Source organism: Polaromonas sp. DSP2-3-2b2, assembly GCF_049895905.1.
Taxonomy (GTDB): domain Bacteria; phylum Pseudomonadota; class Gammaproteobacteria; order Burkholderiales; family Burkholderiaceae_C; genus Polaromonas.
This window is the reverse complement of the sequence record NZ_JAFCTH010000014.1, coordinates 41,196-65,128: the sequence shown is the minus strand read 5'-3', so window position 1 is coordinate 65,128 and position 23,933 is coordinate 41,196. Positions and strand designations below refer to the sequence as shown.

The 23,933-nt window shown below is 64.2% G+C and carries 20 protein-coding genes; 1 reads left to right on the top strand and 19 read right to left on the bottom strand.

Annotation, left to right across the window (positions count from 1 at the left end; genetic code table 11):
- Positions 1–42: 42 nt before the first annotated feature.
- From ACP7AD_RS12810 to ACP7AD_RS12740, 15 genes are all read right to left on the bottom strand, one after another.
- Positions 43–2,214, bottom strand: a complete 2,172-nt coding sequence (locus tag ACP7AD_RS12810; RefSeq protein ID WP_426147961.1) for an exonuclease domain-containing protein — start codon at positions 2,212–2,214, stop codon at positions 43–45.
- Positions 2,211–2,585: a response regulator transcription factor gene (locus ACP7AD_RS12805; protein WP_426147960.1), complete on the bottom strand. Its 375-nt coding sequence runs from the start codon at positions 2,583–2,585 to the stop codon at positions 2,211–2,213. The genes ACP7AD_RS12810 and ACP7AD_RS12805 overlap by 4 nt, the downstream gene beginning before the upstream one ends.
- The gene (locus ACP7AD_RS12800; protein ID WP_426147959.1) at positions 2,582–5,341 is read right to left on the bottom strand and encodes an ATP-binding protein; all 2,760 of its coding nucleotides are present in this window, start codon (positions 5,339–5,341) and stop codon (positions 2,582–2,584) included. The genes ACP7AD_RS12805 and ACP7AD_RS12800 overlap by 4 nt, the downstream gene beginning before the upstream one ends.
- Complete coding sequence (locus ACP7AD_RS12795) at positions 5,338–5,556, bottom strand: hypothetical protein (RefSeq protein ID WP_426147958.1); 219 nt, start codon at positions 5,554–5,556, stop codon at positions 5,338–5,340. The genes ACP7AD_RS12800 and ACP7AD_RS12795 overlap by 4 nt, the downstream gene beginning before the upstream one ends.
- 181 nt (positions 5,557–5,737) lie before the next feature.
- Positions 5,738–6,511, bottom strand: coding sequence for a YbaK/EbsC family protein (locus tag ACP7AD_RS12790; RefSeq protein ID WP_426147957.1), 774 nt, complete (start codon positions 6,509–6,511; stop codon positions 5,738–5,740).
- Between the two features lie 2 nt (positions 6,512–6,513).
- On the bottom strand, positions 6,514–7,422 hold the full coding sequence (locus ACP7AD_RS12785) for a hydroxymethylglutaryl-CoA lyase (protein WP_426147956.1): 909 nt from the start codon (positions 7,420–7,422) through the stop codon (positions 6,514–6,516).
- Between the two features lie 117 nt (positions 7,423–7,539).
- Positions 7,540–9,372, bottom strand: coding sequence for a putative nucleotidyltransferase substrate binding domain-containing protein (locus ACP7AD_RS12780; RefSeq protein ID WP_426147955.1), 1,833 nt, complete (start codon positions 9,370–9,372; stop codon positions 7,540–7,542).
- Positions 9,373–9,475: 103 nt separating this feature from the next.
- Positions 9,476–11,203 (bottom strand): cation acetate symporter, encoded by a 1,728-nt coding sequence (locus tag ACP7AD_RS12775; RefSeq protein ID WP_426147954.1) that lies wholly within the window; start codon positions 11,201–11,203, stop codon positions 9,476–9,478.
- On the bottom strand, positions 11,200–11,508 hold the full coding sequence (locus tag ACP7AD_RS12770; protein WP_426147953.1) for a DUF485 domain-containing protein: 309 nt from the start codon (positions 11,506–11,508) through the stop codon (positions 11,200–11,202). Before ACP7AD_RS12770 ends, ACP7AD_RS12775 begins: the two co-directional genes overlap by 4 nt.
- A gap of 205 nt (positions 11,509–11,713) precedes the next feature.
- Positions 11,714–12,634, bottom strand: coding sequence for a 2-hydroxyacid dehydrogenase (locus ACP7AD_RS12765; protein ID WP_426147952.1), 921 nt, complete (start codon positions 12,632–12,634; stop codon positions 11,714–11,716).
- A 17-nt stretch (positions 12,635–12,651) separates the two neighbouring features.
- Positions 12,652–14,643 carry an acetyl/propionyl/methylcrotonyl-CoA carboxylase subunit alpha gene (locus ACP7AD_RS12760; protein ID WP_426147951.1) on the bottom strand — a complete coding sequence of 664 codons (1,992 nt, stop codon included), beginning with the start codon at positions 14,641–14,643 and terminating at the stop codon, positions 12,652–12,654.
- A complete protein-coding gene (locus ACP7AD_RS12755) occupies positions 14,636–15,307 on the bottom strand; it encodes a DUF4126 domain-containing protein (RefSeq protein WP_426147950.1) in 672 nt (223 codons plus the stop codon). The genes ACP7AD_RS12760 and ACP7AD_RS12755 overlap by 8 nt, the downstream gene beginning before the upstream one ends.
- A 20-nt stretch (positions 15,308–15,327) precedes the next feature.
- The gene (locus ACP7AD_RS12750; protein ID WP_426147949.1) at positions 15,328–16,107 is read right to left on the bottom strand and encodes an enoyl-CoA hydratase/isomerase family protein; all 780 of its coding nucleotides are present in this window, start codon (positions 16,105–16,107) and stop codon (positions 15,328–15,330) included.
- 12 nt (positions 16,108–16,119) lie between these two features.
- Positions 16,120–17,727: a carboxyl transferase domain-containing protein gene (locus tag ACP7AD_RS12745; protein WP_426147948.1), complete on the bottom strand. Its 1,608-nt coding sequence runs from the start codon at positions 17,725–17,727 to the stop codon at positions 16,120–16,122.
- A 25-nt stretch (positions 17,728–17,752) separates the two neighbouring features.
- A complete protein-coding gene (locus ACP7AD_RS12740) occupies positions 17,753–19,504 on the bottom strand; it encodes an AMP-binding protein (protein WP_426147947.1) in 1,752 nt (583 codons plus the stop codon).
- Positions 19,505–19,627: 123 nt separating this feature from the next.
- On the opposite strand from ACP7AD_RS12740, the gene ACP7AD_RS12735 reads away from it, so the two are divergent.
- Positions 19,628–20,668 (top strand): AraC family transcriptional regulator ligand-binding domain-containing protein, encoded by a 1,041-nt coding sequence (locus ACP7AD_RS12735; protein ID WP_426147946.1) that lies wholly within the window; start codon positions 19,628–19,630, stop codon positions 20,666–20,668.
- 188 nt (positions 20,669–20,856) lie between these two features.
- On the opposite strand, the gene ACP7AD_RS12730 is transcribed toward ACP7AD_RS12735, so the two are convergent.
- The 4 genes from ACP7AD_RS12730 to ACP7AD_RS12715 form a co-directional block, all read right to left on the bottom strand.
- Complete coding sequence (locus ACP7AD_RS12730) at positions 20,857–21,516, bottom strand: HAD family hydrolase (RefSeq protein WP_426147945.1); 660 nt, start codon at positions 21,514–21,516, stop codon at positions 20,857–20,859.
- A 61-nt stretch (positions 21,517–21,577) separates the two neighbouring features.
- A complete protein-coding gene (locus ACP7AD_RS12725) occupies positions 21,578–21,988 on the bottom strand; it encodes a YchJ family protein (protein WP_426147944.1) in 411 nt (136 codons plus the stop codon).
- Positions 21,989–22,116: 128 nt separating this feature from the next.
- A complete protein-coding gene (locus ACP7AD_RS12720) occupies positions 22,117–22,584 on the bottom strand; it encodes a hypothetical protein (RefSeq protein WP_426147943.1) in 468 nt (155 codons plus the stop codon).
- A gap of 76 nt (positions 22,585–22,660) precedes the next feature.
- Positions 22,661–23,821 (bottom strand): aminotransferase class V-fold PLP-dependent enzyme, encoded by a 1,161-nt coding sequence (locus tag ACP7AD_RS12715; protein ID WP_426147942.1) that lies wholly within the window; start codon positions 23,819–23,821, stop codon positions 22,661–22,663.
- Positions 23,822–23,933 lie beyond the last annotated feature (112 nt).

Sequence of the window (23,933 nt, the reverse complement as noted above, 5' to 3'; positions counted from 1 at the left end):
GCAGGCAACTATTGCGCAAAAACCGTTTTTTACTTAAAAAACTCAATACTTGAGGCGCGCATAGTAAGTCGCCTGCGCCGCCTCCCGCGCCTGCCGCAAGGTGTGGATGCCCATGCCCTGCAAGAGCGGCAGCAGGCGCAGCAGCACTTCGGCCGTCACCATGGCATCGCCCAGCGCCGTGTGCCGGCCCAGCACGGTGATGTTGAAACGCTCGGCAATGGCTTCGAGCCGGTGCGATTCCTGGTTCGGATGCACCACCGCCGACAGCAGCAGCGTGTCCAGCACCGGCTGGTGAAAGGCCACGCCGGTGTGCTCTTCCTGCAGCTTCAAAAACTTCATGTCGAAGGCCGCGTTGTGCGCCACCAGCACCGTGTCCTGCGCAAAGGCGTGGAAGGCGGGCAGCACCTCGGCAATCGTCGGCTTGCCCCTGACCATGTCCTGCGTGATGCCGTGAATCGGGATTGACGCGGCTGAAATCAGCCGGCCCGGGTCCACCAGCTGCTCGAACGACTCCTGGCGCAGCAGCTTGCCGTTGACGATGCGCGCCGCGCCGATCTGGATGATCTCGTCGCCTTGCGACGGATTCAGGCCGGTGGTTTCGGTGTCGAACACGGTGAAGGACAGCGACGACAGCGGCTGGTCGTCGAGCGCGCTGGCCTGTTCGCTGACCTGGAACAGGTCGAAATCGTAGTACTCGGGCCGGCTCTCATTCTGCATGATCTGAGAGGCTTCGAGCTGCTCCTGCTCGCTGGCCAGCGGCAGCAGGAATCGGAAAAAAGCCTGATGCCGCACACGCTCGCGTTCGAACCACATCTCGCCGCCGTGGCGCTCGACCACGTCGCGCACCGTCAGCGGCGTGCTCTGGGTGCCAAAACGCATCGGGTCCATTTCCCAGGTCATAACGGTTTCGGTGCTCATCACCTGGCCGGACCAGATCAGGTCGAGCTGCGCGCGCTGGCCGACCTGCTGCAGCCGCAGCTGCAAAAACTTCACATCGAACTCGTCGACCAGCCGGCTGGCCAGGTAGGTCAGCACCTGCAGCAGCGTGAAGCTTTCGACCTTGAGCCACAGGGTAGCGTCGGCGCCTTCGACCGCCACGCCGCGCTGGCAATGGCTTTCGATCTGGCGCTGGGCGGCGGTGACAAAGTCGGTGCCGAGCATTTCCTCCAGCGGCCAGCGGGTCTTGAGCCCCTGGGTCGAGCGCTGCACCAGGTCGGTGATGCGCCCGCTCATGGCGCTCACTTCCTCGCGCACCACGCGCAGGAAGCGCTCGCGCATCTCGGGCTCCAGGTCGGCGTAACCGAGCATGTCCACTGCCGCCTGCATGTTGGCCAGCGACGAGCGGCTGCCCTCGGTCAGGCCGTGCAGCAGCTGGTCGCGCACCGTCGCTTCCTCGAAGCTCTGCGTCACGTTGTCGAGCATCAGCACAAAGCCGCTGATGCCGGCCCCCGGCTCGGCGTTGAAATCCTGGTCACGCACCGGCGCCATCTGCACGCGGATCAGCTGGCCGGAGCGCGTCGTGGTGACAAACTGCGCCGACGGACTGGCCGCACCCCGGCGCAGGCGCTGGTGAATGGTTTCCAGCGCATGCGCCACCAGCTGGCGGTCGAACACGGCATAGATTGAGCGGCCGATGCCCATCAGCTCGGCGCCGTCGGCCAGCGCGGGCGCCTGCGACAGGGCGCGAAACTGCAGCCGGGCGCGGCTGTTGTAGAGCAGGATGCGGCCGTCGAGGTTGCACACCACGACGCTCTGGGTCAGCTCGGCCATCAGCGCGGCCAGGCGGTTTTTTTCCTGCTGCACGCTGCGGCTGGCCAGCGCGATCTGCTCGGCCATGTCCTCGCGCAGGCGGTCGCGCTGGGCTGCCAGTTCGTTGATGCTGCCGGCCAGCGCGCGCAGCTCTGGGCTGCCGTGGGGCGTGAGCTGCTGCGCTTCGCTGGCGGCCAGCAGCACGCGGGTTTGCTCCAGCAGGCGCGCCGGGGCGCTGGCGTAGCGCAGGTAGAGCCGATGCAGCCCATACGCCACGCCCGCCAGCGCCGCCGCCCAGCTCATGCCGAGCAGGGCGATGCGCGGCCGCAGCACCGCGCCCACGGCGTCGCGCTCGGCGGACGCCAGCGTGGACCAGACCAGCGCCCCGCTCAGGACCATCCAGGCGGCCAGGGCCAGCCCGACGGCGGCAATCGCCAGGATCAGCCGTCGATCAGGCTGCTTCATGGCTGCGCGCCGAGCATTTCAGCCACCTTCTGCACCAGCTCGCGGGTGGAAAACGGCTTGGTCATGTAGGCGTCCGCGCCCAGCGCCAGGCCCTTGGCCAGGTCGGTGTCGCGGCCTTTGGCCGTCAGCATCAATATCTTGGTGGACTGCAGTTCCTCGCTGGCGCGCACCGCCTGGCAGACCTCGAAGCCTGATTTTTTCGGCATCATCACATCGAGCAGCACCAGGTCGGGCCGGTCACGCGCAATCATGTCCAGCGCTTCCTGGCCGTCTCTAGCCACCAGCACGGTGTAGCCTTCGCGCTTCATCAGGTATTCGATCGAGATCACGATGTTCGGCTCGTCATCGGCCACCAGGATTTTTTGGCTCATGTTTTGTCTCCTTTTATAGTTTGCGCCTGCGGCACGGGCGCGTTCCAGGGCAGGTGAAACGCAAAGCAGGCGCCCTGCCCGTTGCCGGCTTCCAGCCCTAGGTGCCCGCCGAAATGCTCGACGATCTGGCGGCTGATCGGCAGGCCCAGGCCGGTACCCTGCGGCCGGCTGATGCCGTCGCCGCCCTGCCGGAAGCGCTCAAAAATCAGGCTTTGCTGGTCGGCCGGCACGCCTGGCCCATTGTCCTGCACCCGCACTGTCAGACCGCTGACATCGCTGGCCAGGCTGACCACCACCCGGCCTCCGGGCACCGGGACAAACTTGACGGCGTTCGACAGCAGGTTCAGCACCACCTGCATCAAGCGGTCCGGGTCGGCCCGGAGCAGCAGCGCTTCCGGGGACAGGTGCAGCCGCACCTCGCACTGGCGTTCGCGGAACATTTCGGCGGTGGTCTCGACGGCCCGGGACAGCAGCGCGCGCAGGTCCACCTCGCTGTTGTGCCACTCGGCGTTGCCTGACTCGATCTTGGCCATGTCCAGTACTTGGTTGACCAGGCGCGTCAGACGCTCGGTTTCCGAGACGATGATCACCATGAAATGCTGGCGCTGCGCCAGTTCCATGCCGGCGTCGTCGCGGATCAGCTCGGCGAGCGCGCGGATCGAGGTCAGCGGCGTGCGCAGTTCATGCGTGACCGAGGACATGAAATCGTCCTTCAGCCGGTCCAGACTCTTGAGCTGCTCGTTGGCCTGGCGCAACTCGGCCGTCGCGCGCTCCAGCGAATGCGATTTTTCCTCCAGTTCACGCGAATAGGCGCGGATTTGCGACGATTCATCGAGGATGCGCATCACGTCCTCGGGCGTGAGCACTTCTTCTTCGGCCACCGAGGCCACCAGCACCCGCGCCGAAGCGCTGCCGACCGCGCCGGCCAGCTGGGTTTCGACAAACTGCACCAGCCGGGCATCGGGCCGGATGCTCTCGACCTGGCGCACGCCGACCTGGCGCGCATAAGACTCGAACAAGGCCCGGGCCTTGGCAGCGCCCATGAAGCGCTCGCACAGGCGCAGCAAATCGGGCACGTTGGCCTGGCCGCGCCAGAACACCGGGCTGGATGCGGCGGTGCGGTGGAATACATCGACAAACAGCAGCGCCTGGCTGGCTTCCTGCCCCGACGGCGCGCGCCACAGCGACAGGCCGACATAGGCGCTCACATTGACCAGCAGGCTCCAGAACAGCGCGTGCGTGAGCCCGTCCAGTCCCTGCAGGCCGAGCAGCTGCTCGGGCCGCAGCAGCGCGATGCCCCAGGGCCCCAGCGTCAGGAAGTCGGTGCCCAGCCAGCCGGACTTGGCAATCGACGGCAGCATCAGCGTGTAGGCCCACATCAGGAACCCGGCCAGCAGGCCGGCCAGCGCGCCGCGCCGCGTGCCGCCCTTCCAGTAGAGACCGCCCAGCACCGCCGGCGCGAACTGGGCCACGGCGGCAAAGCTGATCAGGCCGATGCTGACCAGGGCATAGGCCTCGCCGGCCAGGTGAAAGTACACATAGCCCAGCACCAGAACGCCCAGGATGGCGGCGCGCCGGATGCCCAGCAGCAGCCGGCTCAGGTCATGCCCGGCGCCGCCGTGAAAGTGCCGCGAGCGCAGCAGCAGCGGCAGCACCAGCTCGTTGCTGACCATGGTGGACACGGCGATGGTTTCGACGATCACCATGCCGGTCGCCGCCGACAGGCCGCCAATGAAGACGAACAGCGCCAGCGCGTGTTGGCCGGCGGCCAGCGGCAGCGACAGGACGAAGTTCTCGGGATTCATCGTGCCGGCGCCAAAGTACAGCAGCCCGCCCAGCGCAATCGGCAGCACGAACAGGTTGATCAAGAGCAGGTAGAGCGGAAACACCCAGACGGCGCGGCGCAGGTGGCTTTCGCGAACGTTTTCCACTACCATGACCTGGAACTGCCGGGGCAGGAACAGCACCGACAGCATGGACAGCAAAATCAGGGCGAACCACTGCGTCCACGCAAAAGTGCCGCCCTGCTCCAGCCGCACCAGGCTTCGCAGTGCCGGAACAGCCTGGGCGCGGGCGGACAGGTCGCCCAAGCCGTCGAACAGGCCATAGACCACGAACAGGCCCACCGCCAGGAAAGCCACCAGCTTGACCACTGACTCGAAGGCAATCGCCGCGACCATGCCCTCGTGCCGCTCGGTGGCATCCAAGTGCCGGGCGCCAAACATCATGGTGAAACCGGCCAGCACCAGCGCGACATAAAAAGCGCTGTCCTTCATCCAGGGCAGCGGCCCTTGCGCAACCGCGCCAGCAGGCGCTGTCAGCAAGCCATAACCCGCCGAAACGGCTTTGAGCTGCAGGGCAATGTAAGGAACGATGCCGACCACCGCAATCAGCGTCACCAGCCCGGCCAGCAGCGGGCTCTTGCCGTAGCGGCTGCCGATGAAATCGGCAATCGAGGTGATGCGGTAGGCCTTGGCGATGCGGATCATCTTGCGCAGCACCATCCAGCCCAGCACCATGGCCAGCGTCGGCCCGAGGTAGATCGGCAAAAACCACACTCCGCCGGACGCTGCCCGGCCGACGCTGCCGAAATAGGTCCAGGCGGTGCAATACACGCCTAGCGACAGGGCGTAAGTCCAGGGATTGGCGATGATCGAGCGCCCCTCGGCAGCCCGCCGGTCGCCGTACCAAGCTACCCCAAACAGCAGCAGCAGGTAGGCCAGCGAAGCGCCGATGACCACGGCGGGAGAGATCATGCCGGGTCGTCCTGATGAGGCTGCCCGGGCCGCTCCATCAGCCATGCCAGCAGGGCAATCACCAGCGCCCAGAGAATGAACAGGGCCGCCGGGAACAATGGAATGCCAAGCAGCGTGGCGTCCCGGTCCCACAGGCCCAGCAAGGGAAAGTTAAACAGCAGCCAGCTGCCCGCGAAAAGTGCCAGCAGCCGTTGCGCACCCAGTCCTTTGAACATTGCGCCTCCTTGGTGAGGGTCCCTGAATGCTACCGAATTCATAGCTGCTTGCACATACCCAGAAAGCGGAAACGCCAGTTTTTATCTAAAAGTTCGTCATTGCCAAGGCCGCCATGGCCTGGGCAACCGCCTCACGCCTTTTCCCGCTCGAAAAAGGAGTCATTTGGTCAGGCAATGCGGTTCACACCCCCGGCCGTGCCACGGACCGCGCACCATCCAGGTCATCCATGCGTTCGTCGATCACGCGCCAGATATGGCGCTTGCCTGCATCGCCCGCGCTGCTCCAGGCGGCAATCTCGCCCCGCGTGCGAAAGCAGCCCTCGCACAGATCCGTTACGGCATTCATGCGGCAGATGGAAATGCAGGGCGATGGCACCTCGGCGGCGCTGTCCACGGTTTGCGAGCGCTGGCGAACCAGGGCAATAGCATGCTGCAAGGCCAGGCTTTCAGCACTGTCGTTCACCGCCAGATCGGCCACCGCTGCACCCGTCAGGTGCGCAAGCGCCTGCGGCGACAGCTTGAACACCGCATGCGGATGGCCGGCAGCGGCCCACAGTTCATCAAACCGGAACAACGACCGGTCGATCAGCACGAGCACCGGCGCGGCATGGGCGAGCGGCGCCACGCCGCCAATCGAAAAGCCGGTTTTTGCCTTGACGAACGCCGCATCGGCCCGCCCGAGCCGTTTGCCGCCTACCTGCGCCTCGACTTTTTTCTCGTCCACGCGCTGGTCGCCGGATGTCACCACCAGCACGGCGGCATCGTCCGACTTGCGGTGAAACACAATGCTCTTGGCAATCTGGCCGACCGCTACGCCCAGCGCATCGGCCGCCTGTTGCGCGGTTCGGGCGGCATCATCGAGCATGACGGGGGAGTGGGGATGCCCGCTGGTTTGCAGCAGGGCAGCGACACGTTGCACACCTTCGGGAAGCGTGATGACTTCAGCACCGCACATGCTCAAGCCGCCCGCTTGTTCAGCAAGGCCGTGGCGGCGCGGGAGCCGGACTTGCGGCCGAGGAAATCGCTGATGAACTGGCCGGCGTCGATCAGCTTGTCCAGGTCAATGCCGGTGGCTATGCCCATGCCATGCAGCAAATAGACCACGTCTTCGCTGGCCACATTGCCAGTCGCGCCCTTGGCATAAGGGCAGCCGCCCAAACCCGCAACAGACGTATCAAACTGCCAAATTCCCATTTCCAGGCTCGCCAGGGTGTTGGCCAGCGCTTGCCCGTAGGTGTCGTGGAAGTGCCCGGAGATGTCGTTGATGTCGAAGTGGCGCAGGGTCGCTTCCAGCGCGCGCTGCACTTTCAGGGGCGTGCCGACGCCGATGGTGTCGGCCACGCCAACATGCTGCACACCAATGCCCTTCATCAGACGCGCCAGCATTTCCACCCGCTCGGGCGCAATCTCGCCCTCGTAGGGGCAGCCAACAGTGCAGGACATCGCACCGCGAACATGAATGCCCCGGGCGCGCGCGGCCTCGACCACCGGGCGGAAACGTTCGATGCTTTCGGCAATCGAGCAGTTGATGTTGCGCTGGCTGAAGGCCTCGCTGGCAGCGCCAAACACCACGATCTCGTCGGGGTGCGAAGCCAGCGACGCCTCGAAGCCCTGAAGGTTGGGCGTCAGCACCGAATAGCACACGCCGGGCTGGCGGCGGATGCCGGCCATCACTTCCAGGTTGTCGGCCATCTGCGGCACCCACTTGGGTGACACGAAGCTGGTGACTTCGATGTTTTTCAAGCCTGCGTCCTGCAGGCGGTGAACCAGTTCGATCTTGATGGCGGCGGGCACCGGCTGCTTTTCATTTTGCAGGCCGTCACGCGGGCCGACATCGACGAGTTTGACATGCGCAGGGAGTTTCATGGGAGGTTCCTTCTAGTCTGAAGTATCGCAAAAACCGGTCCCGCGATGAAGGCGGCTCGCCTATCCAGGACAGGCCGCAGGGCCGGCGAATTTTTTTATAGCCTGCAAAAAAAGGGTTCAGGTTGCCAGCTTGTAGCGCAGTTGCAGGAACAGCCTGAAGCGCTTGATGATGGCCAAAGAGTCTTTCAGCAGGTCACGGTCAAGCGTTCCCAGGCTGGAGAAATGCGACAGGTTGTCCAGCGGCTGCTCCAGTTGCTTTTGCCGCAGGTTGCTCCTGAGCTTGACGCCCATCAAAAAATGCAACGCGTCGATCAGGTCGCGGGCCAGGTCTGACGGAATATGCCTGCGGCTCACCAGCACCTGCAGGCGCGCCGCCGTGCCGACCTCGTCGAGCCGATGCTCCAGCGCCAGGGAACGCACACCATGCACGATGGGAAACGTGCCGAGCTTCTTGAGGTCGAACACCTGCTCCTCGCGGCCGCGCAGCGTGGCCAAGCGCGCCCACCAGCCGCCGGGTTCGCTGAACTGGTCAATGGCGGCGGCGAAACGGGCAAAAAACGCATCGCTGCCGGCCATGATGTGGTGGGCATAGTCCCGGGCCTGCCTGAGCAGCGCTGCGTCTCCCGCCACCGCGCGGGCATCCATGAAGATCGCCAGGTTCATCGGTCCGTCCGCATCGGCGCCATAAAGCCATCCCAGGATGCTGTCCTGAAAGCCGGCCAGCGGCTGGCACCACCGCGGATTGGTCACCATGATGTTGCCCGGACAGGGCGGGTAGCCAAACTCGGTCAGGGCCTGGTTGAAACGCTGCACGCTCTGCTGCAGTTCGGCGCCCGCATAACCGTCGCGCAGCAGCAGGGCATTGTCCTGGTCGGTCTTGAGAATCTGCTCGCCGCGCCCTTCGCTGCCCATCACGATCAGGCAGCTGTTGGCCACCAGTTCGGCCGGCGCGACAAACGACCACAGGCGGGCAAAAATCTGCCCGTTGAGCTCGCTCACCAGACTGGAAATGAGCTCGATCCGGGCCCCTCCGCTGTGCAGCAGCGCGATCAGGCCGTCCATCTGCAAGGCCGCCGTCCGGAGTTCCGCAATGGACGCGGCCTGCTCGACCTGCAGCGCAATCAGGTGCGAGTGGTTGGACACAAAGCTCATCAGGTCGAGCTGGCTCAGCACGCCCAAAATAGCATCGCCTTCGCGCACCAGCACGCGATGGACGCGGTGGCGAATCATCGCCAGCAGGGCCTCGGACAGTTCCGCGTCGGCCTGAACCGACACCAGCGTGAACTGCGCGACCTCGCGCACGGCCAGTTGCTGGGGCGGCTCGGGTCGCAGCAGGGCATCGCGCAAATCGGTGGTGGTGAACATGCCGATGCGTTCCACGCCGTCCTTGGTGTCCCGCACCAGCGCATTGCCCAGCCCCTGCGCCGACAGCAGGCGGCAGACCGACACCAGGTCCAGCCCGCCATCGACAAAAAAGGGCTTGCGGATGTACGCGTCCTTGACCCGCACCATCATCAACGACAGGAATTCACGGCTTTTACGGTTTTCTGCTGCAGCCGAAAGCCGTTGCGACAAGTCGGCAAACACCAGCGCACTGAACAGCGCGTTACCCGAAATCAGCGCGCGCGCCGTGGCGCCGGGCAGCTGCCAGGCCTCCACCTCGTCCAGCGCCTGCAGCACGCCGCTGGCGCGGCCGGCCATCACCGCGCGAAAGGCAAAAAAATCGGGCGGCCCATAGACCGCCACGACCTCACCGGCTTCCATCTGCTGGACATGTCCCTTGACCAGCACATACACATGGGCCGGTTCCATGTCAGGTGTCAGGATCACGTCCCCCTTCGGGAAAGACACCCTGCTCAGGTTGCCCCGCACCAGCGCCTGCTGCTCCGGGCTCAGGCAGTCAAAAGGCGGCGCATTGAAAGAAAAGGGTTCTGAAGAATCGTCCGGCATGACGGGTTTCCCATGAAAAAAGGACTGCAGGCTATTGAATCCTGCAGTCCTTCTAGGTTATCGCAAGTCGGACCGAATGGCCCGCCTTGTCAGGCAGACACCATCAGTGGCCCGAAGCACCCGCAGCGCCGATGCCGGTTTCGGAGCGCACCTGCTGCGCCAGGAAGCCAGCGCGGTCGATCTGAGCCTGCTTGCTATTGTCCAGAATGGAGAACAGCCAGATACCCAAAAAGCCGAGGGTCATGGAGAACAAGGCAGGCGAGGCATAAGGGAACAGCGCTGAACCCTTGGGGTTGCCCAGCGTGACTTCCCAGACAGAAGGCGACACCACCGTCAGCGCCACCGACGAGATCAGACCCATGAAGCCGCCAATCACCGCGCCGCGCGTCGTGCAGTCTTTCCACAGCACGGACATGAACAGCACCGGGAAGTTGGCCGACGCGGCAATCGCAAAGGCCAGTGACACCATGAAGGCGATGTTTTGCTTTTCGAACGCAATACCCAGCACCACGGCAATCACGCCCAGCACCAGCGTGGTGATTTTCGAGATGCGCAGTTCCGAAGCGCTGTCAGCCTTGCCCTTCTTGATCACCGTGGCATACAGGTCGTGCGAGACAGCCGAGGCGCCCGACAGTGTCAGGCCGGCCACCACCGCGACGATGGTGGCAAACGCCACCGCCGAGATGAAGCCCAGGAACACGTTGCCGCCCACGGCGTTGGCCAGGTGAATGGCTGCCATGTTGTTGCCGCCCAGCAGGCCGCCCTTGGCGTCCAGGAAGGACGGGTTGGTCAGCACGAAGCTGATGGCGCCAAAACCGATGATGAAGGTCAGCAGGTAGAAGTAGCCAATCCAGCCGGTCGCCCACATCACCGACTTGCGCGCTTCCTTGGCGCTAGGCACGGTGAAGAAGCGCATCAGGATGTGTGGCAGGCCGGCGGTGCCGAACATCAGCGCCATGCCAAAGGAAATGGCGGAAATCGGGTCTTTCACGAAGTTGCCGGGGCCCATGATGGACTGGCCAAGCTTGGCGGCTTCTTCAGCCGTCTTGCCGGTGCTCGATGCCAGGTCGGCCTTGATCTTTACCGCCTGGGCGAACATCGCTTCGGGGCTGAAACCGAAGTTCCAGAGCACCATGATCGCCATGAAACTCGCTCCGCCCAACAGCATGACAGCCTTGATGATCTGCACCCAGGTAGTGGCTGTCATGCCGCCAAACAACACGTAAATCATCATCAACGAACCGACGATGACCACCGCGATCCAGTATTCCAGACCAAACAGCAGCTTGATCAGCTGGCCCGCGCCCACCATCTGGGCGATCAGGTAAAACGCCACCACGACCAGGGTGCCGGAGGCCGCAAAAATGCGGACCGGTGCCTGCTTGAAGCGAAAAGCCGCCACGTCGGCAAAAGTGAACTTGCCCAGGTTGCGCAAGCGCTCGGCCATCAGGAAGGTGATGACCGGCCAGCCGACCAGAAAGCCGATGGAGAAAATCAGGCCGTCAAAGCCGCTGGCCATCACGGCTGCGGAAATACCCAGGAAGGAAGCGGCCGACATGTAGTCGCCGGCAATTGCCAGGCCGTTCTGAAAGCCGGTGATGCCGCCGCCGCCCGTGTAGAAGTCAGCAGCTGACTTGGTCTTGGACGCAGCCCACTTGGTGATGAACAAGGTCAGCACCACGAAGCCGCCGAACATGCCGATGGCCGTCCAGTTGGTGGCCTGCTTTTCAGACTGGCCCAGGTCTGCGCCGGCGGACCAGGCCGCAGCCGACACGCCAAACAAGGCCAGCAGCGTCAAGATGCGCCGGATGTTGTCAGATTTGAAATTCATTTGAGCACCGCCTTGGTAACTTCTGCCGTCAGGTCGTCAAACTCTTTGTTGGCGCGCTTGACGTAAATGGCCGTGATCAGGATTGTGAAAACAATGACGCCAAAGCCGATGGGAATGCCCACCGTCATGACACCCTCGCCCATCCGCTGGGACAAAAAGGGCTTATTAAAAGCCACCAGCAGGATGAAGCCGTAGTACACGAGCATCATGGCCAGCGTGAGCCACCAGCCGTAGCTGGTGCGCTTGGCCTTTAGCTCCTGGTATTTTGGATTTCTTGCAATCCGTTGAACCAAATCATCATCCATATCGCTATCTCCTCTGAGTAAATTTCGTGAGACGAAGGTTAAGTAGGAGGACTTACCGCCTACTTACTCGGCGACTAGGCACTTACCCTGTAGTCGCATGCGATGCAAGCAGCGGAAAACCCGAAAATGCGCCGGCGCAGGTTGAATAAAAAAGCGCGCTCCTCCACTGCGGTGGGCAAGACCCGCCAGATCAAACCCCGCCGGATCAATAGCCGCGCATGGGATCGACGACGCCAGCCACCGCCTCGCCGCGCTGCAGTGCACGGATCTTGCCGGCAATCTGGGCAATGCTTTCCTCGCGCAGCGTACGCGCCGAGGTGTGCGGCGTGAGGGTAATTTTTGGGTGCGTCCAGAACGGATGCGCCGCAGGCAGCGGCTCGGTGCGAAATACATCAAGCATGGCGCCTGCCAAGTGGCCGCTGTCGATCAGCGCGATCAGGTCGTCGTCCACCAAGTGGCTGCCGCGCGCGACATTAATAACGTAGCCGCCCGGCTGCAACCGGGCCAGCGTGTCATGGCGCATGACGTTGTCGGTGTCCGGCGTGAGCGGTAGCAGGCACACCAGGATGCGGCTGGCCGTCAGAAAGTCGTTGAAACCCGCGTCGCCTGAAAAGCAGCGCACGCCGGGAACGGCCCTGGCACTCCGGCTCCAGCCCATCACCGGAAATTCGAATTGCGCCAGCGCCCGGCTGACACGCTCGCCCAAAACGCCCAGCCCCATCACGCCGACCGGAAAATCGGCGCGCAGGCGCGGCTTGCGGTAAGACCATTTGCCTTGCGCCGCATCCGCCTCGTAACCATCAAATTCGCGGAAATGCCGGATCACTGCATGGCAGACGTATTCGGCCATCTGCACCGACATGCCGGCGTCGTCGAGCCGCACGACCGGAACGCCGGGCGGCAGGCGCAGCTTCATCAGCGCATCGACGCCGGCGCCAATGTTGAAGATGCCCTTGAGTTGTGCCTGCTCGTCGATGAACTGCTGTGGCGGCGTCCAGACCACGGCATAGTCGGCCAACGGCGCGCCCGCTGACCAGATGTCCACCTCGGCGCCGGGAAAGGCAACACGAAAGCCTTCAAGCCAAGGCTGGGCTTTGGTGTCGGTACAGCAAAAAAGGATGCGCATTCAGGCTTTCATGAGGTTCAAACTGCAATCTTAAGCAGCTCCGACCCCTCGGTGACCTGGTCGCCGGGCGCGTACATCAACTCCTCGACCACGCCGTCGGCCGGCGCGGCAATCGTGTGCTCCATTTTCATCGCTTCCATCACCGCCAGCGGCTGGCCCTTTTTGACCGTGTCGCCGGCCTTGACCGAGAACGACAAAATCTTGCCGGGCATGGGCGCGGTCAGGCGACCGCCTTCGGCGTGGCTCTCGCCGGCGTGGGCCAGCAGGTCAATCGCGGTGATCTGGGTTGCGCCGCGCGCGGTAAAGACATGATCGACCTCGCCTTGCGTATAAACCGTTGCGCTCAAGCGCTGGCCGGCGAACTGGATGTCTATGCCCTGCGCGCCTTTGGCAAACACCAGCGGACCGGACACCTCGCCCACCGTCAACTGCAAGGCGCCGTCATGCCCATAGGTCAACGTGGCTTTCGCCGGCTCGCCATGGAAGTCGAACTCGAACGGCCGCTGCGTCACGCCATGCGTTTGCCAGCCATCGCGGCGGCTGAACGGGTCGCTGCCTTCAGCGGCTTGTTCACTCAGCAGTGTCTGGGCAATCGCGCTGGCCGCCGCCATTGGCAGGCCGACCGGCTCCTGCCTGAACAGCACGGCTTCCTCGCGCGGGATCAAGGCCGTGTCAAGGTTCGCCTGGGCAAACGACGGGCTGCGCACCACGTAGCGCAGGAACTGCACATTGGTACTCAAGCCCACGATGCGGGTCTCCGCCAGCGCCTCGTCCATGCGGGCCAGCGCTTCTTCACGCGTCTGGCCATGCACGATCAGCTTGGCGACCATCGAGTCGTAGAACGGCGAAATCGTGTCGCCCTGGCGCACGCCGTCGTCAATGCGAACGGTGCCGCGCTCAAACGCCGTACACACCGGCTTGTCATACACATGCAACGTGCCGGTGGTCGGCAAAAAGTTGTTGTCCGGGTTCTCGGCGCAGATGCGCGCCTCGATGGCGTGGCCGTTGATCTTCAGCTGGTCCTGCGCCAGCGGCAGCTTTTCGCCCGACGCCACGCGCAGTTGCCACTCGACCAGGTCCAGCCCGGTGATGGCTTCGGTGACCGGGTGCTCGACCTGCAGCCGGGTGTTCATTTCCATGAAAAAGAAATTCATGCTGCCATCGGCGCGCTGCTCGACGATGAATTCGACCGTACCGGCGCCGACATAGTTGACCGCGCGGGCGGCCGCGACAGCGGCCAGCCCCATCTGCTGACGCATCTCGGGCGACAGGCCGGGCGCAGGGGCTTCTTCGAGCACTTTCTGGTGGCGGCGCTGCACCGAGCAGTCGCGCTCGAACAGGTAAACGTAGTTGCCGTGCATGTCGCCAAACACCTGGATCTCGATGTGGCGCGGGCGCTGCGCGTACTTTTCAATCAGCACGGTGTCGTTGCCAAAGCTGTTGATGGCCTCGCGCTGGCAACTGGCCAGAGCCGCCGCGAAATCCTCGGATTTCTCCACCGCGCGCATGCCCTTGCCGCCGCCGCCCGCGCTGGCCTTGATCAGCACCGGGTAGCCGATGCGGTCCGCCTCGTGCTTGAGCATCACCGGGTCCTGGTCCGCGCCGTGGTAGCCGGGCACCAGCGGCACGCCGGCCTTTTCCATCAGCTGTTTCGATTCAGCCTTCAGGCCCATGGCCTTGATGGCCGACGCCGGCGGGCCGATGAAGACCAGCCCGGCCTCGGCACAGGCTTTGGCGAACTCCTCGTTCTCGCTCAAAAACCCGTAGCCGGGGTGAATCGCCTCGGCCCCCGTTGCCTTGGCGGCTTCGATGATGCGTTCCCAGCGAAGGTAGCTGTCTTTGGGCGCGCTGCCGCCGATGTGGACGGCTTCATCACAAAAGCTCACATGCTTGGCGTCGGCATCGGCATCCGAATAGACGGCCACGGTCTTGATGGCCATGCGGCGGGCGGTGGCGGCAACGCGGCAGGCGATCTCGCCCCGGTTGGCAATGAGGATTTTTTTAAACATGAGGCTCATTCTTTGAAAAAGGGGACTTCAGGGTGAAAGCGGGCGGCAATCCCGGGTCGGTCTTGCCGCTGAAAATGCGCGCCATACGGGTAAACAGCTGGGTCAAAAAACGCCAGCAAAGGCGGATAAGCCAGACGCTGAGCACCAGCACCACGACCAGCAAGGGAATAAAAACAAAAGGATGCGCCACGGCCAGCCAAAGCCCGGCCGGCACCAGGCTGTCCTCGACCAGCGAGGTGCCGATATTGGTGAAGGGCTCGGGCGAGGTGTTGATGGCCGCCCGTGACGTCGCCTTGGCGGCAAAACTGGTGCCTGCGAGCGTTCCGCCTACCAATGCCGCTACTAAACTCATAGCAGCGCTGTCGGCGCTGAACACGCCCGCCGCCAGCGCCGCCCCGGCCGGAATGCGGATGACGGCATGCACCACGTCCCAGAGCGAATCGAGCCCCGGGATCTTGTCGGCGAAAAACTCGACAAACACCATGAACCCGCTGGCGCCCAGCACCACCGGATTGGCCAGCAGGTGCAGGCCCTGTGGCAATTCCATCCAGCCCAGGTAACCCGCCAGGCCGGTCAGCAGCAGCACCAGGTACAGGCGTATGCCGCTGGCCCAGCCGACGGCACCGGCCAGGGCGACGAGTTGCGCGGTATCCAAGGCTTGCATGGTGAAGCTCCTTTGAAAACTCAGGCCAGCCAGGACGGCTTGCGTTTTTGCAGGAAGGACTGAACGCCTTCCCGGCCTTCGCTGCTGGTGCGGATGTCGGCAATGCCCTCGACGGTGCGGCCGATCAGCGGCGCCTCGATGTCCCGGCCTGCCACTTCCTGCACCAGCACCTTGCAGCTGCGCACGGCATTCGGGCTGGCGCTGACCAGGGCATTCGTCAGTTCGGCCACCTTGGCGTCCAGCTGGTCGGCGCCCACCACTTCATGCACGAAGCCGATGCGGTGCGCTTCCTTCGCATCGAAGCGCTCGGCGGTCAAAAAGTAGCGGTGCGCCGCCCGCGCGCCCATGGCGCGGATCACATACGGGCTGATGGTCGCCGGAATCAGCCCCAGCTTGACCTCGCTCAGGCAGAAGTTCGCCGTGTCCACGCTGACCGCCATGTCGCAGGCCGCGACCAGCCCCATGCCGCCGGCATACACGTCGCCCTGGATGCGGGCGATGGTGGGCTTGGGGCATTCGTACATCACGCGCAGCATCTCGGCCAGCGCGCTAGCATCCGCCAGGTTTTCGTCACGGGTGTAGTCGGCCATGCGGCGCATCCAGTTCAGATCAGCGCCGGCGCAAAAGGCCGGGCCCACGGCGGCCAGCACCACGGCGCGCACCTCGGCGCGGCTGGCGGCGTCCTGGAAGGCGGCGGTGATTTCCGCAATCACCTCGTCATTGAAAGCGTTGCGGATGTCGGGGCGGCTGAGCGTGAGCGTCAGCACGGCGCCCCGCTGGGTGGTTTCAAGTGCGTTCATGGCTTGCATCCCTCACATGCGGAACAGGCCGAATTTCGTATCGGGAATGGGCGCATTCTGCGACGCGCTCAAGCCCAGCGCGAGCACGCGGCGGGTGTCGGCCGGGTCGATCACGCCATCGTCCCACAGCCGCGCCGTCGCGTAGTACGGATGGCCCTGGTGCTCGTACTGGCTGCGGATCGGCGCCTTGAAGGCTTCCTCTTCCTCGGCAGACCACGCGCCGCCCTTGCCCTCGATGCCGTCGCGCTTGACGGTGGCGAGCACGCCGGCGGCCTGGTCGCCGCCCATGACGCTGATGCGCGCATTCGGCCACATCCACAAAAAGCGCGGCGAAAACGCCCGGCCGCACATGCCGTAGTTGCCGGCGCCAAAACTGCCGCCAATGATGACGGTGAACTTGGGCACCGCTGCCGTGGCAACCGCCGTCACCATCTTGGCACCGTTGCGCGCGATGCCTTCGTTCTCGTACTTGCGGCCGACCATGAAGCCGGTGATGTTCTGCAAAAACACCAGCGGAATCTTGCGCTGGCAGCACAGCTCGATGAAGTGCGTCGCCTTGAGCGCCGACTCGCTGAACAAAATGCCGTTGTTGGCGATGATGCCGACCGGCATGCCTTCGATGTGCGCGAAGCCGCAGACCAGCGTGGTGCCGTAGCGCGCTTTGAACTCGTCGAACACGCTGCCATCGACGATGCGGGCGATGATCTCGCGCACGTCAAAAGGCTTGCGCACATCGACCGGAATCACGCCGTACAGCTCCTCTGCTCCGAATTTAGGAGCTAACAGCGCCCGCCCAGTCTGCGCAGAAGCCTTGTTTTTATTCAAATTCTTGACCGAAGCCCGCGCCAGCGCCAGCGCATGCAGGTCGTTTTGCGCCAGGTGGTCGGCCACGCCCGAGAGCCGGGTATGCACATCGCCGCCGCCCAAATCTTCGGCCGTCACGACTTCGCCCGTCGCGGCCTTCACCAGCGGCGGGCCGCCCAGGAAAATCGTGCCCTGGTTCTTGACGATGATGCTTTCGTCGCTCATGGCCGGCACATAGGCGCCACCCGCCGTGCAGCTGCCCATGACCACGGCGATCTGCGAGATGCCGAGCGCGCTCATGTTGGCCTGGTTGAAAAAGATGCGGCCGAAGTGGTCGCGGTCCGGGAACACCTCGTCCTGGTTCGGCAGGTTGGCGCCGCCTGAATCGACCAGATAGATGCAGGTCAGGTTGTTCTGCTGGGCGATTTCCTGTGCGCGCAGGTGCTTCTTGACGGTCAGCGGGTAATAGGTTCCGCCCTTCACGGTGGCGTCGTTGCAGACAATCATGCAGTCCACGCCGCTGACGCGGCCAATGCCGACGATCAGGCCGGCGCAGGGCGCATCGCCCTTGTACATGCCGAGCGCGGCCAGCGGCGCGACTTCCAGAAACGGCGTGCCGGGGTCGAGCAGCATCTGCACGCGGTCGCGCGGCAGCAGCTTGCCGCGCGCCGTGTGGCGGGCTCTAGCGACTTCGCCGCCGCCGGCAGCCGACTTGGCCAGCTGCACATGAAGGTCGTCCACCAGCGCGCGCATGGCGCTGGCATTGGCCTGGAAGTCGGCGGAACGGGCGTTGAGTTGGGTGTCTAGCGTGGTCATGGGTGCTTGGTTTCTTTCAGGCGGTTCAGGCAGTTTTGTCTTCTTCCAGCCCGAGCTGGTTTTTCATTTCGTCGCGGATCTTGAATTTCTGGATCTTGCCGGTCACCGTCATCGGGAAACCGGGCACGAAGCGGATGTAGCGCGGCACCTTGTAGTGCGCAATCTGGCCCTTGCAGAAGTCGCGAATCTCGTCCTCGGCCAGCGTCACGCCGGGCCGGGGCACGATCCAGGCGCACAGTTCCTCGCCGTAGCGCTTGTCGGGCAGGCCGACGACCTGCACATCCTGCACCTTGGGGTGACGGTACAAGAACTCTTCAATTTCGCGCGGGTAGATGTTTTCGCCGCCGCGTATCACCATGTCCTTGATGCGGCCGACGATGTTGACGTAGCCTTCGGTGTCCATCGTCGCCAAGTCGCCGGTGTGCATCCAGCCTTCGCCATCAATCGACTCCTGCGTGCGAACCGGGTCGTCCCAGTAGCCGTGCATCACCGAATAGCCGCGCGTGCAGAATTCGCCCGACACACCGGGCGCGACGATCTCGCCGCTTTCCGGGTCGATGATCTTGATGTCGAGGTGCGGCTGTACCAGGCCGACGGTCGAGACGCGCTTGGCCAGCGGCGTGTCGATTGAACTCTGGCAACTCACGGGGCTGGTCTCGGTCATGCCGTAGGCAATCGTGATCTGACCCAGATTCATGTCGCTGACGACGCGCTTCATGACTTCGGTCGGGCACGGCGAACCGGCCATGATGCCGGTGCGCAGCGTGGACAGGTCGAACTCGGCAAAGCGCGGGTGGTCGAGTTCGGCGATGAACATGGTCGGCACGCCGTGCAGGCCGGTGCATTTCTCGTCCTGCACCGTCTGCAGCACGCTCAGCGGCTCGAAGCCGTCGTTCGGGTAGACGATGGTGGCGCCGTGCGTCAAACAGGCCAGGTTGCCCAGCACCATGCCGAAGCAGTGGTACAGCGGCACCGGAATGCAGAGCCGGTCGGCCGGCGTGAGCTTCATGGCTTCGCCGATGAAAAAGCCGTTGTTCAGGATGTTGCGGTGCGTCAGCGTTGCGCCCTTGGGGAAACCGGTGGTGCCGCTGGTGAACTGCAGGTTGATCGGGTCGGTCGCCTTGAGCGTAGCGGCCACGGCGGCCAGCCGCGCATCGTCCGGGTTGCCGCTGGCCAGCAGATCGGAAAAGCGCGTCAAGCCGGGCTGGTCATCGCCCTGCCCGGCTTCGTCAATCCAGACCACGGTGTGCAGGTGCGGCAGCGTCACGGATTCGAGCTGGCCGGGCTGGCCGTGCGCCCATTCGGGCGCCAACTCGCGCAGCATGCCCAGGTAGTCGCTGGTCTTGAAACGCGCCATGGTGACCAGCGCCTTGCAATCGACCTTGTTCAGCGCGTACTCGACTTCGGCGGTGCGGTAAGCCGGGTTGATGTTGACCAGAATCAGGCCGACCTTGGCGGTCGCCAGCTGCAGCAGCACCCATTCGGCATTGTTGTGCGACCAGATGCCGACGCGCTCGCCGCTCTGCAGGCCCAGTCCCAGCAGCGCGCTGGCCAGGCGGTCGGTTTCGCGCTGCAGTTCGCGGTAGCTGTAGCGGCGGCGCTGATGAACGCTGACCAGCGCTTCGTGGTCGGGCTGCCGCGCCGCGAGGGCGTCAAAAAATGCGCCTATCGGCTGCTCGATCAGCGGCACGTCGGTGGCGCCACGGGCGTAGCTGCGCGTAAAGGGTAGCGTGGAAGGCGCGGCTGCGGGATGCGATGCGGAAAGTTCTTCGCTCATGGTTGTCTCCTTGCGCCGCCAGCTCGGGCGGATGCGACAGTATGGCCCATGCCTCGTGGCCACGGCCGCCAGCAGGCGCCACCGAGGTTGCAAATCGCGCCACTGACGGGCACACTTGCCGCCATGCTGCTGCCGTTATCCGTTTCTGCTGCCCTGAAGCCGTCCGGCGCGCCGGCCATGACGCCCATCGCGTTCGTGCAGGCGATCGTGCTGGCTTATGAGCGGCGCGGCATGCGCCCGGCCGAGGCGCTGGCGCAGGCACAAATTGCGCCGGCGGCACTGCTCGATCCCGCGTCGCGCATCACCGCCTGGCAGATGGAACGCATCTCGGACGCGGCCATGCAGGAACTCGACGACGAGGCGCTGGGCTGGTTCAGCCGGCGCCTACCCTGGGGCAGCTACGGCATGCTGGCGCGCGCGTCCTTGAGCGCGCCCAGCCTGGGCGTGGCGCTCAAGCGCTGGTGCCGGCACCACGGGCTGATTGCCGACGACATCGCGCTCAAGCTGTCGGTCACCGGCGACACGGCGATGCTGGCGATCACCGAGCAGCGCGACCTGGGCGCCTTGCGCGAGTTCTGTTTGGTCTCGGTGTTGCGCAACATTCTGGGCGTGGCCAGCTGGCTGATCGACTCGCGCATTCCGCTGCTGGGCGCGCAGTTTCCGTTTCCCGCACCGGCGCATCACGAAGCCTACTCGGTGCTGTTTTCCGGCCCCACCGCGTTCGACACCGCGCCGGCGGGCATCCGCTTTGACGCGCGCTATCTCGCCCTGCCGCTGCGGCGCGACGAACGCGCCTTGCAGCAAATGCTGCAGCGCGCCCTGCCGCTCACGGTGCTGCCCTACCGGCGCGACCGGCTGCTGGTGCAGCGGGTGCGCCAGGCGCTGGCCGCCCATCCGGCGCAAAGCCACAATGCCGAGGCGCTGGCCGTGCGGCTCAATGTTTCCCCGCGCACACTGCACCGCCAGCTCAAGGAAGAAGGCGCCACGCTGCAGGCGCTGAAAGACGAGGTGCGCCGCGCGCGCGCGCTGGAACTGCTGCTGCGCACGCAGCGGCCGATCAAGCAGGTCGCCGAAGCGGCGGGCTTTCAGAACGAAAAAAGCTTCATGCGCGCCTTTCGCGGCTGGACCGGCCAGTCGCCCGCGGAATTCAGGCGCGCCGGGTAAGCGGCAGACGGGCTAGGCGCACCGCCCATGCGGAATCGTCCCGTCCGGTTGCAAATCCATACACATCTTCTGTGGATAAGTTTGTGCAGCACTCCCGGGTAAACCCTTGAAACCCTTGCCAGACGCGGGCTTCAACAGGATGCCCGGCAAACAAGCAATGTGCGTAACTCGCAGCGACTAAGCGTCGATCAGGCCGCCGCCAGCAACGCCGGCAGGTCGGCCATATGGGCAAACAGCTGGTTCGCGCCGGCCTGACGCAAGGCCGCGCCGTGCTCGGGCAGCGGGCAATAGGCCCAGACCGTGGCCCCCGCCGCCACACCGGCCGTCACGCCGGTCGTCGTGTCCTTGATCACCAGGCAGCGCGCACCGCTTGCGCCCAGGTGCTTTGCTGCGGCCAGGTAAACATCGGGCGCCGGCTTGGAGCGCGGCATTTCTTGCCCGCTGAAGATGCGCCCCGCAAAGTAATCCATCAGCCCGACCTGCGCCAGCTGCATTTCGACCTTGAAGCGGTCCGCGCCCGACGCGCAGGCAATCCGCTCGGCCGCGTGGGCGTGGGCAGCGGCCACGGCCTCGTGCGCGCCGGCAATCGCCTGCAGGCGCGCCTGCAGTTCGCGGTTGCGCCGGTCATAGAACTCGGCCATCCAGTCCTCGGTCAGCGGCCGGCGGGTTTGGGCTTCGATGAGGGCGCGCTCGTCGCGCACCGCCTTGCCCACGAAGACGCGCATGCATTCGGCCGGCGTCAGCACCCAGCCGCCCGCTTCGAGCATGTCGCGCAGCACGCCGTTGGTGATGGGCTCGCTGTCCACCAGCACGCCGTCGCAGTCGAACAAGATGGCTTCAAAGGTCATATTTACTCACTTTTAATAGCTGCTTGCGCTCGCCAGCATTGCGCCAAAGGCCGATTTGGCACTAAAACTGGTCGCCATCGACGTAAAACCAGCGTCCCTGCTCGCGCATGAAGCGGCTGCGCTCGTGCAGCCGCACCGCGCGGCCCGCTTCGCGGCAGCGGGCGACAAACTCGACTTCGGCATGGTCGACGTCGAGCGTCCGGTGCGAACGCACTTCCAGCCCCAGCCATTTCGCGCCGGGCGCAAAGTCCAGCGTGGCCGGGCGCGTGGAGGCATGCCAGGTGGCGAGCAAATAATCGGCCCGCTCCAGCACGAAAGCGCTGTAGCGCGAACGCATCAGGGCTTCGGCGTCGGGGGCGGGGATGTTTTCTTCTAGGCACGGGCCGCAGCAGGCGGAAAAAGGCAGGGGCTGGGTTTTGGCGGGCTTGGTCGGATTCGCCGTGGTGCGGCCGCAGGGGCAAGGAGTTGTCATGCGTTCAGGGTCTCATGACCCATTGCCATACTCGTACCCTTCAAGCGTGTCAATGTCTCACTCATTACGCTGATTTATTAAAAGACTTCAGCGCAGGTTCGGGTAGGCGAACTTGCTTGTTGAAAGCATTAGGACTCTGGCGGCACGCTGGTAGAAATTTTGATTTTGGAATTGCAGCCATTGCAAAGATATTCGCTCGCACCATAAAAGTCACCTTGATTCTGGAGAACGTATTTCGCGCCCGCGTTGAGGCACCCCACGCATACCCAATGTGGAGGTTCGTCGCAAACCAAGTCTTCTTTCAACGAATACGCATAGATACCCGCCTCAATAGCGATGAGCCGATACCTTTGTTTCTCCTTGCTCCATGCTTCTTCTTTGGCGAGTTGCTCTTTAAGGTTCCGAATTTCATCAGCCATTGCAGCCTGATCTGCATTCGCTGCAAGCGCGTTGCTTTGCGCTAGCAAGATCGCGCTTTGAAGTTCAATGACCTTGCCTTGGACTTCAGCCATTGACTTGAGGTCGAGAAACCCCTTCGCCATATCGGATGCGACCTTCAAGCCGGAGATAGTTCCTTGAATTAGTGAAAGGTCCATGAGAGTTGCAATGTAGATTTAACTGGTGATGCGTAGCACTATCGTCAGGCCGCCAGCAAACTGAGCCGTCAATACCTCAGCCAACAACCGCCTCACCCATAGCCGCCCCCAGCCCAATCCCCTCCAGCGCCTCCGCCAGCTGCCCCACGGTGCGCTCCACCTGGTGCCACTTCTCCAACCCGAACAGCCCGACGCGAAAGGTCATGAAGTCCGCGCCTTCGTCGCATTGCAGCGGCACGCCGGCGGCGGTCTGCAGGCCCTGGGCCAGGAATTTCTTGCCCGACTGGATCTCAGGGTCGGTGGTGTAGCTGACGACCACGCCGGGCGCCTTGAAACCGTCGGCGGCAACGCTTGGCAGGCCCCGGCTTTCGAACAGCGCGCGCACCTTTTCGCCCAGCGCAATTTGCTCGGCCTTCACCTTGCCGAAGCCATAGGCCTGCGTTTCCTGCATGGCGGCGCGCAGGCGCATCAGGGCGTCGGTCGGCAGGGTGGCGTGGTAGGCGTGGCGGCCTTTTTCATAGGTTTCCATGATCTGCAGCCACTTCTTCAGGTCGCAGGCAAAGCTGGTGCTGGTGGTGCCGTCGATGGCGATTCTGGCGCGCTCGCTGAGCATGACCATGGCGCAGCACGGCGAACTGCTCCAGCCTTTTTGCGGCGCGGAAATCAAGACATCGACGCCGGTCGCCTGCATATCGACCCACATGGCGCCCGAGGCAATGCAGTCAAGCACGAACAGCCCGCCCACGGCGTGCACGGCGTCGGCCACGGCGCGCAGGTAGTCGTCGGGCAGGATCATGCCGGAAGCAGTTTCGACATGCGGGGCAAAGACGACGGCGGGCTTTTCGCGGGCGATGGCGGCCTGCACCTCGGCAATCGGCGCGGGCACCCACGGGACTTGCGCGCCGGTGCCCGTCTGGCGCGCCTTGAGCACGGTCGAGGCGGCGGGAATGTTCCCCATGTCGAAAATCTGCGTCCAGCGGTAGCTGAACCAGCCGTTGCGCAGCACCAGCACCGGCTTGCCGGTGGCGAACTGGCGCGCCACGGCTTCCATGCCGTAGGTGCCGCTGCCGGGCACCAGCGCCACCGAATGCGCGTGGTACACGTCTTTCAGGATGCGCGAAATGTCGGTCATCACGCCCTGGAAGCTGCGCGACATGTGGTTGAGCGCGCGGTCGGTGTAGACCACCGAGAATTCGAGCAGGCCGTCAGGGTCGATGTTGGGCAAGAGTCCGGGCATGGTGTTGTCTCACTTTGGTTGGCAGAAGTCGGATGGGCAGCTTAGCACTGTGCGCTGCAAAAAGGGATCGGCGTGTGCCGGGCGAACAAGCGATCCACCCACCGAACCGGCG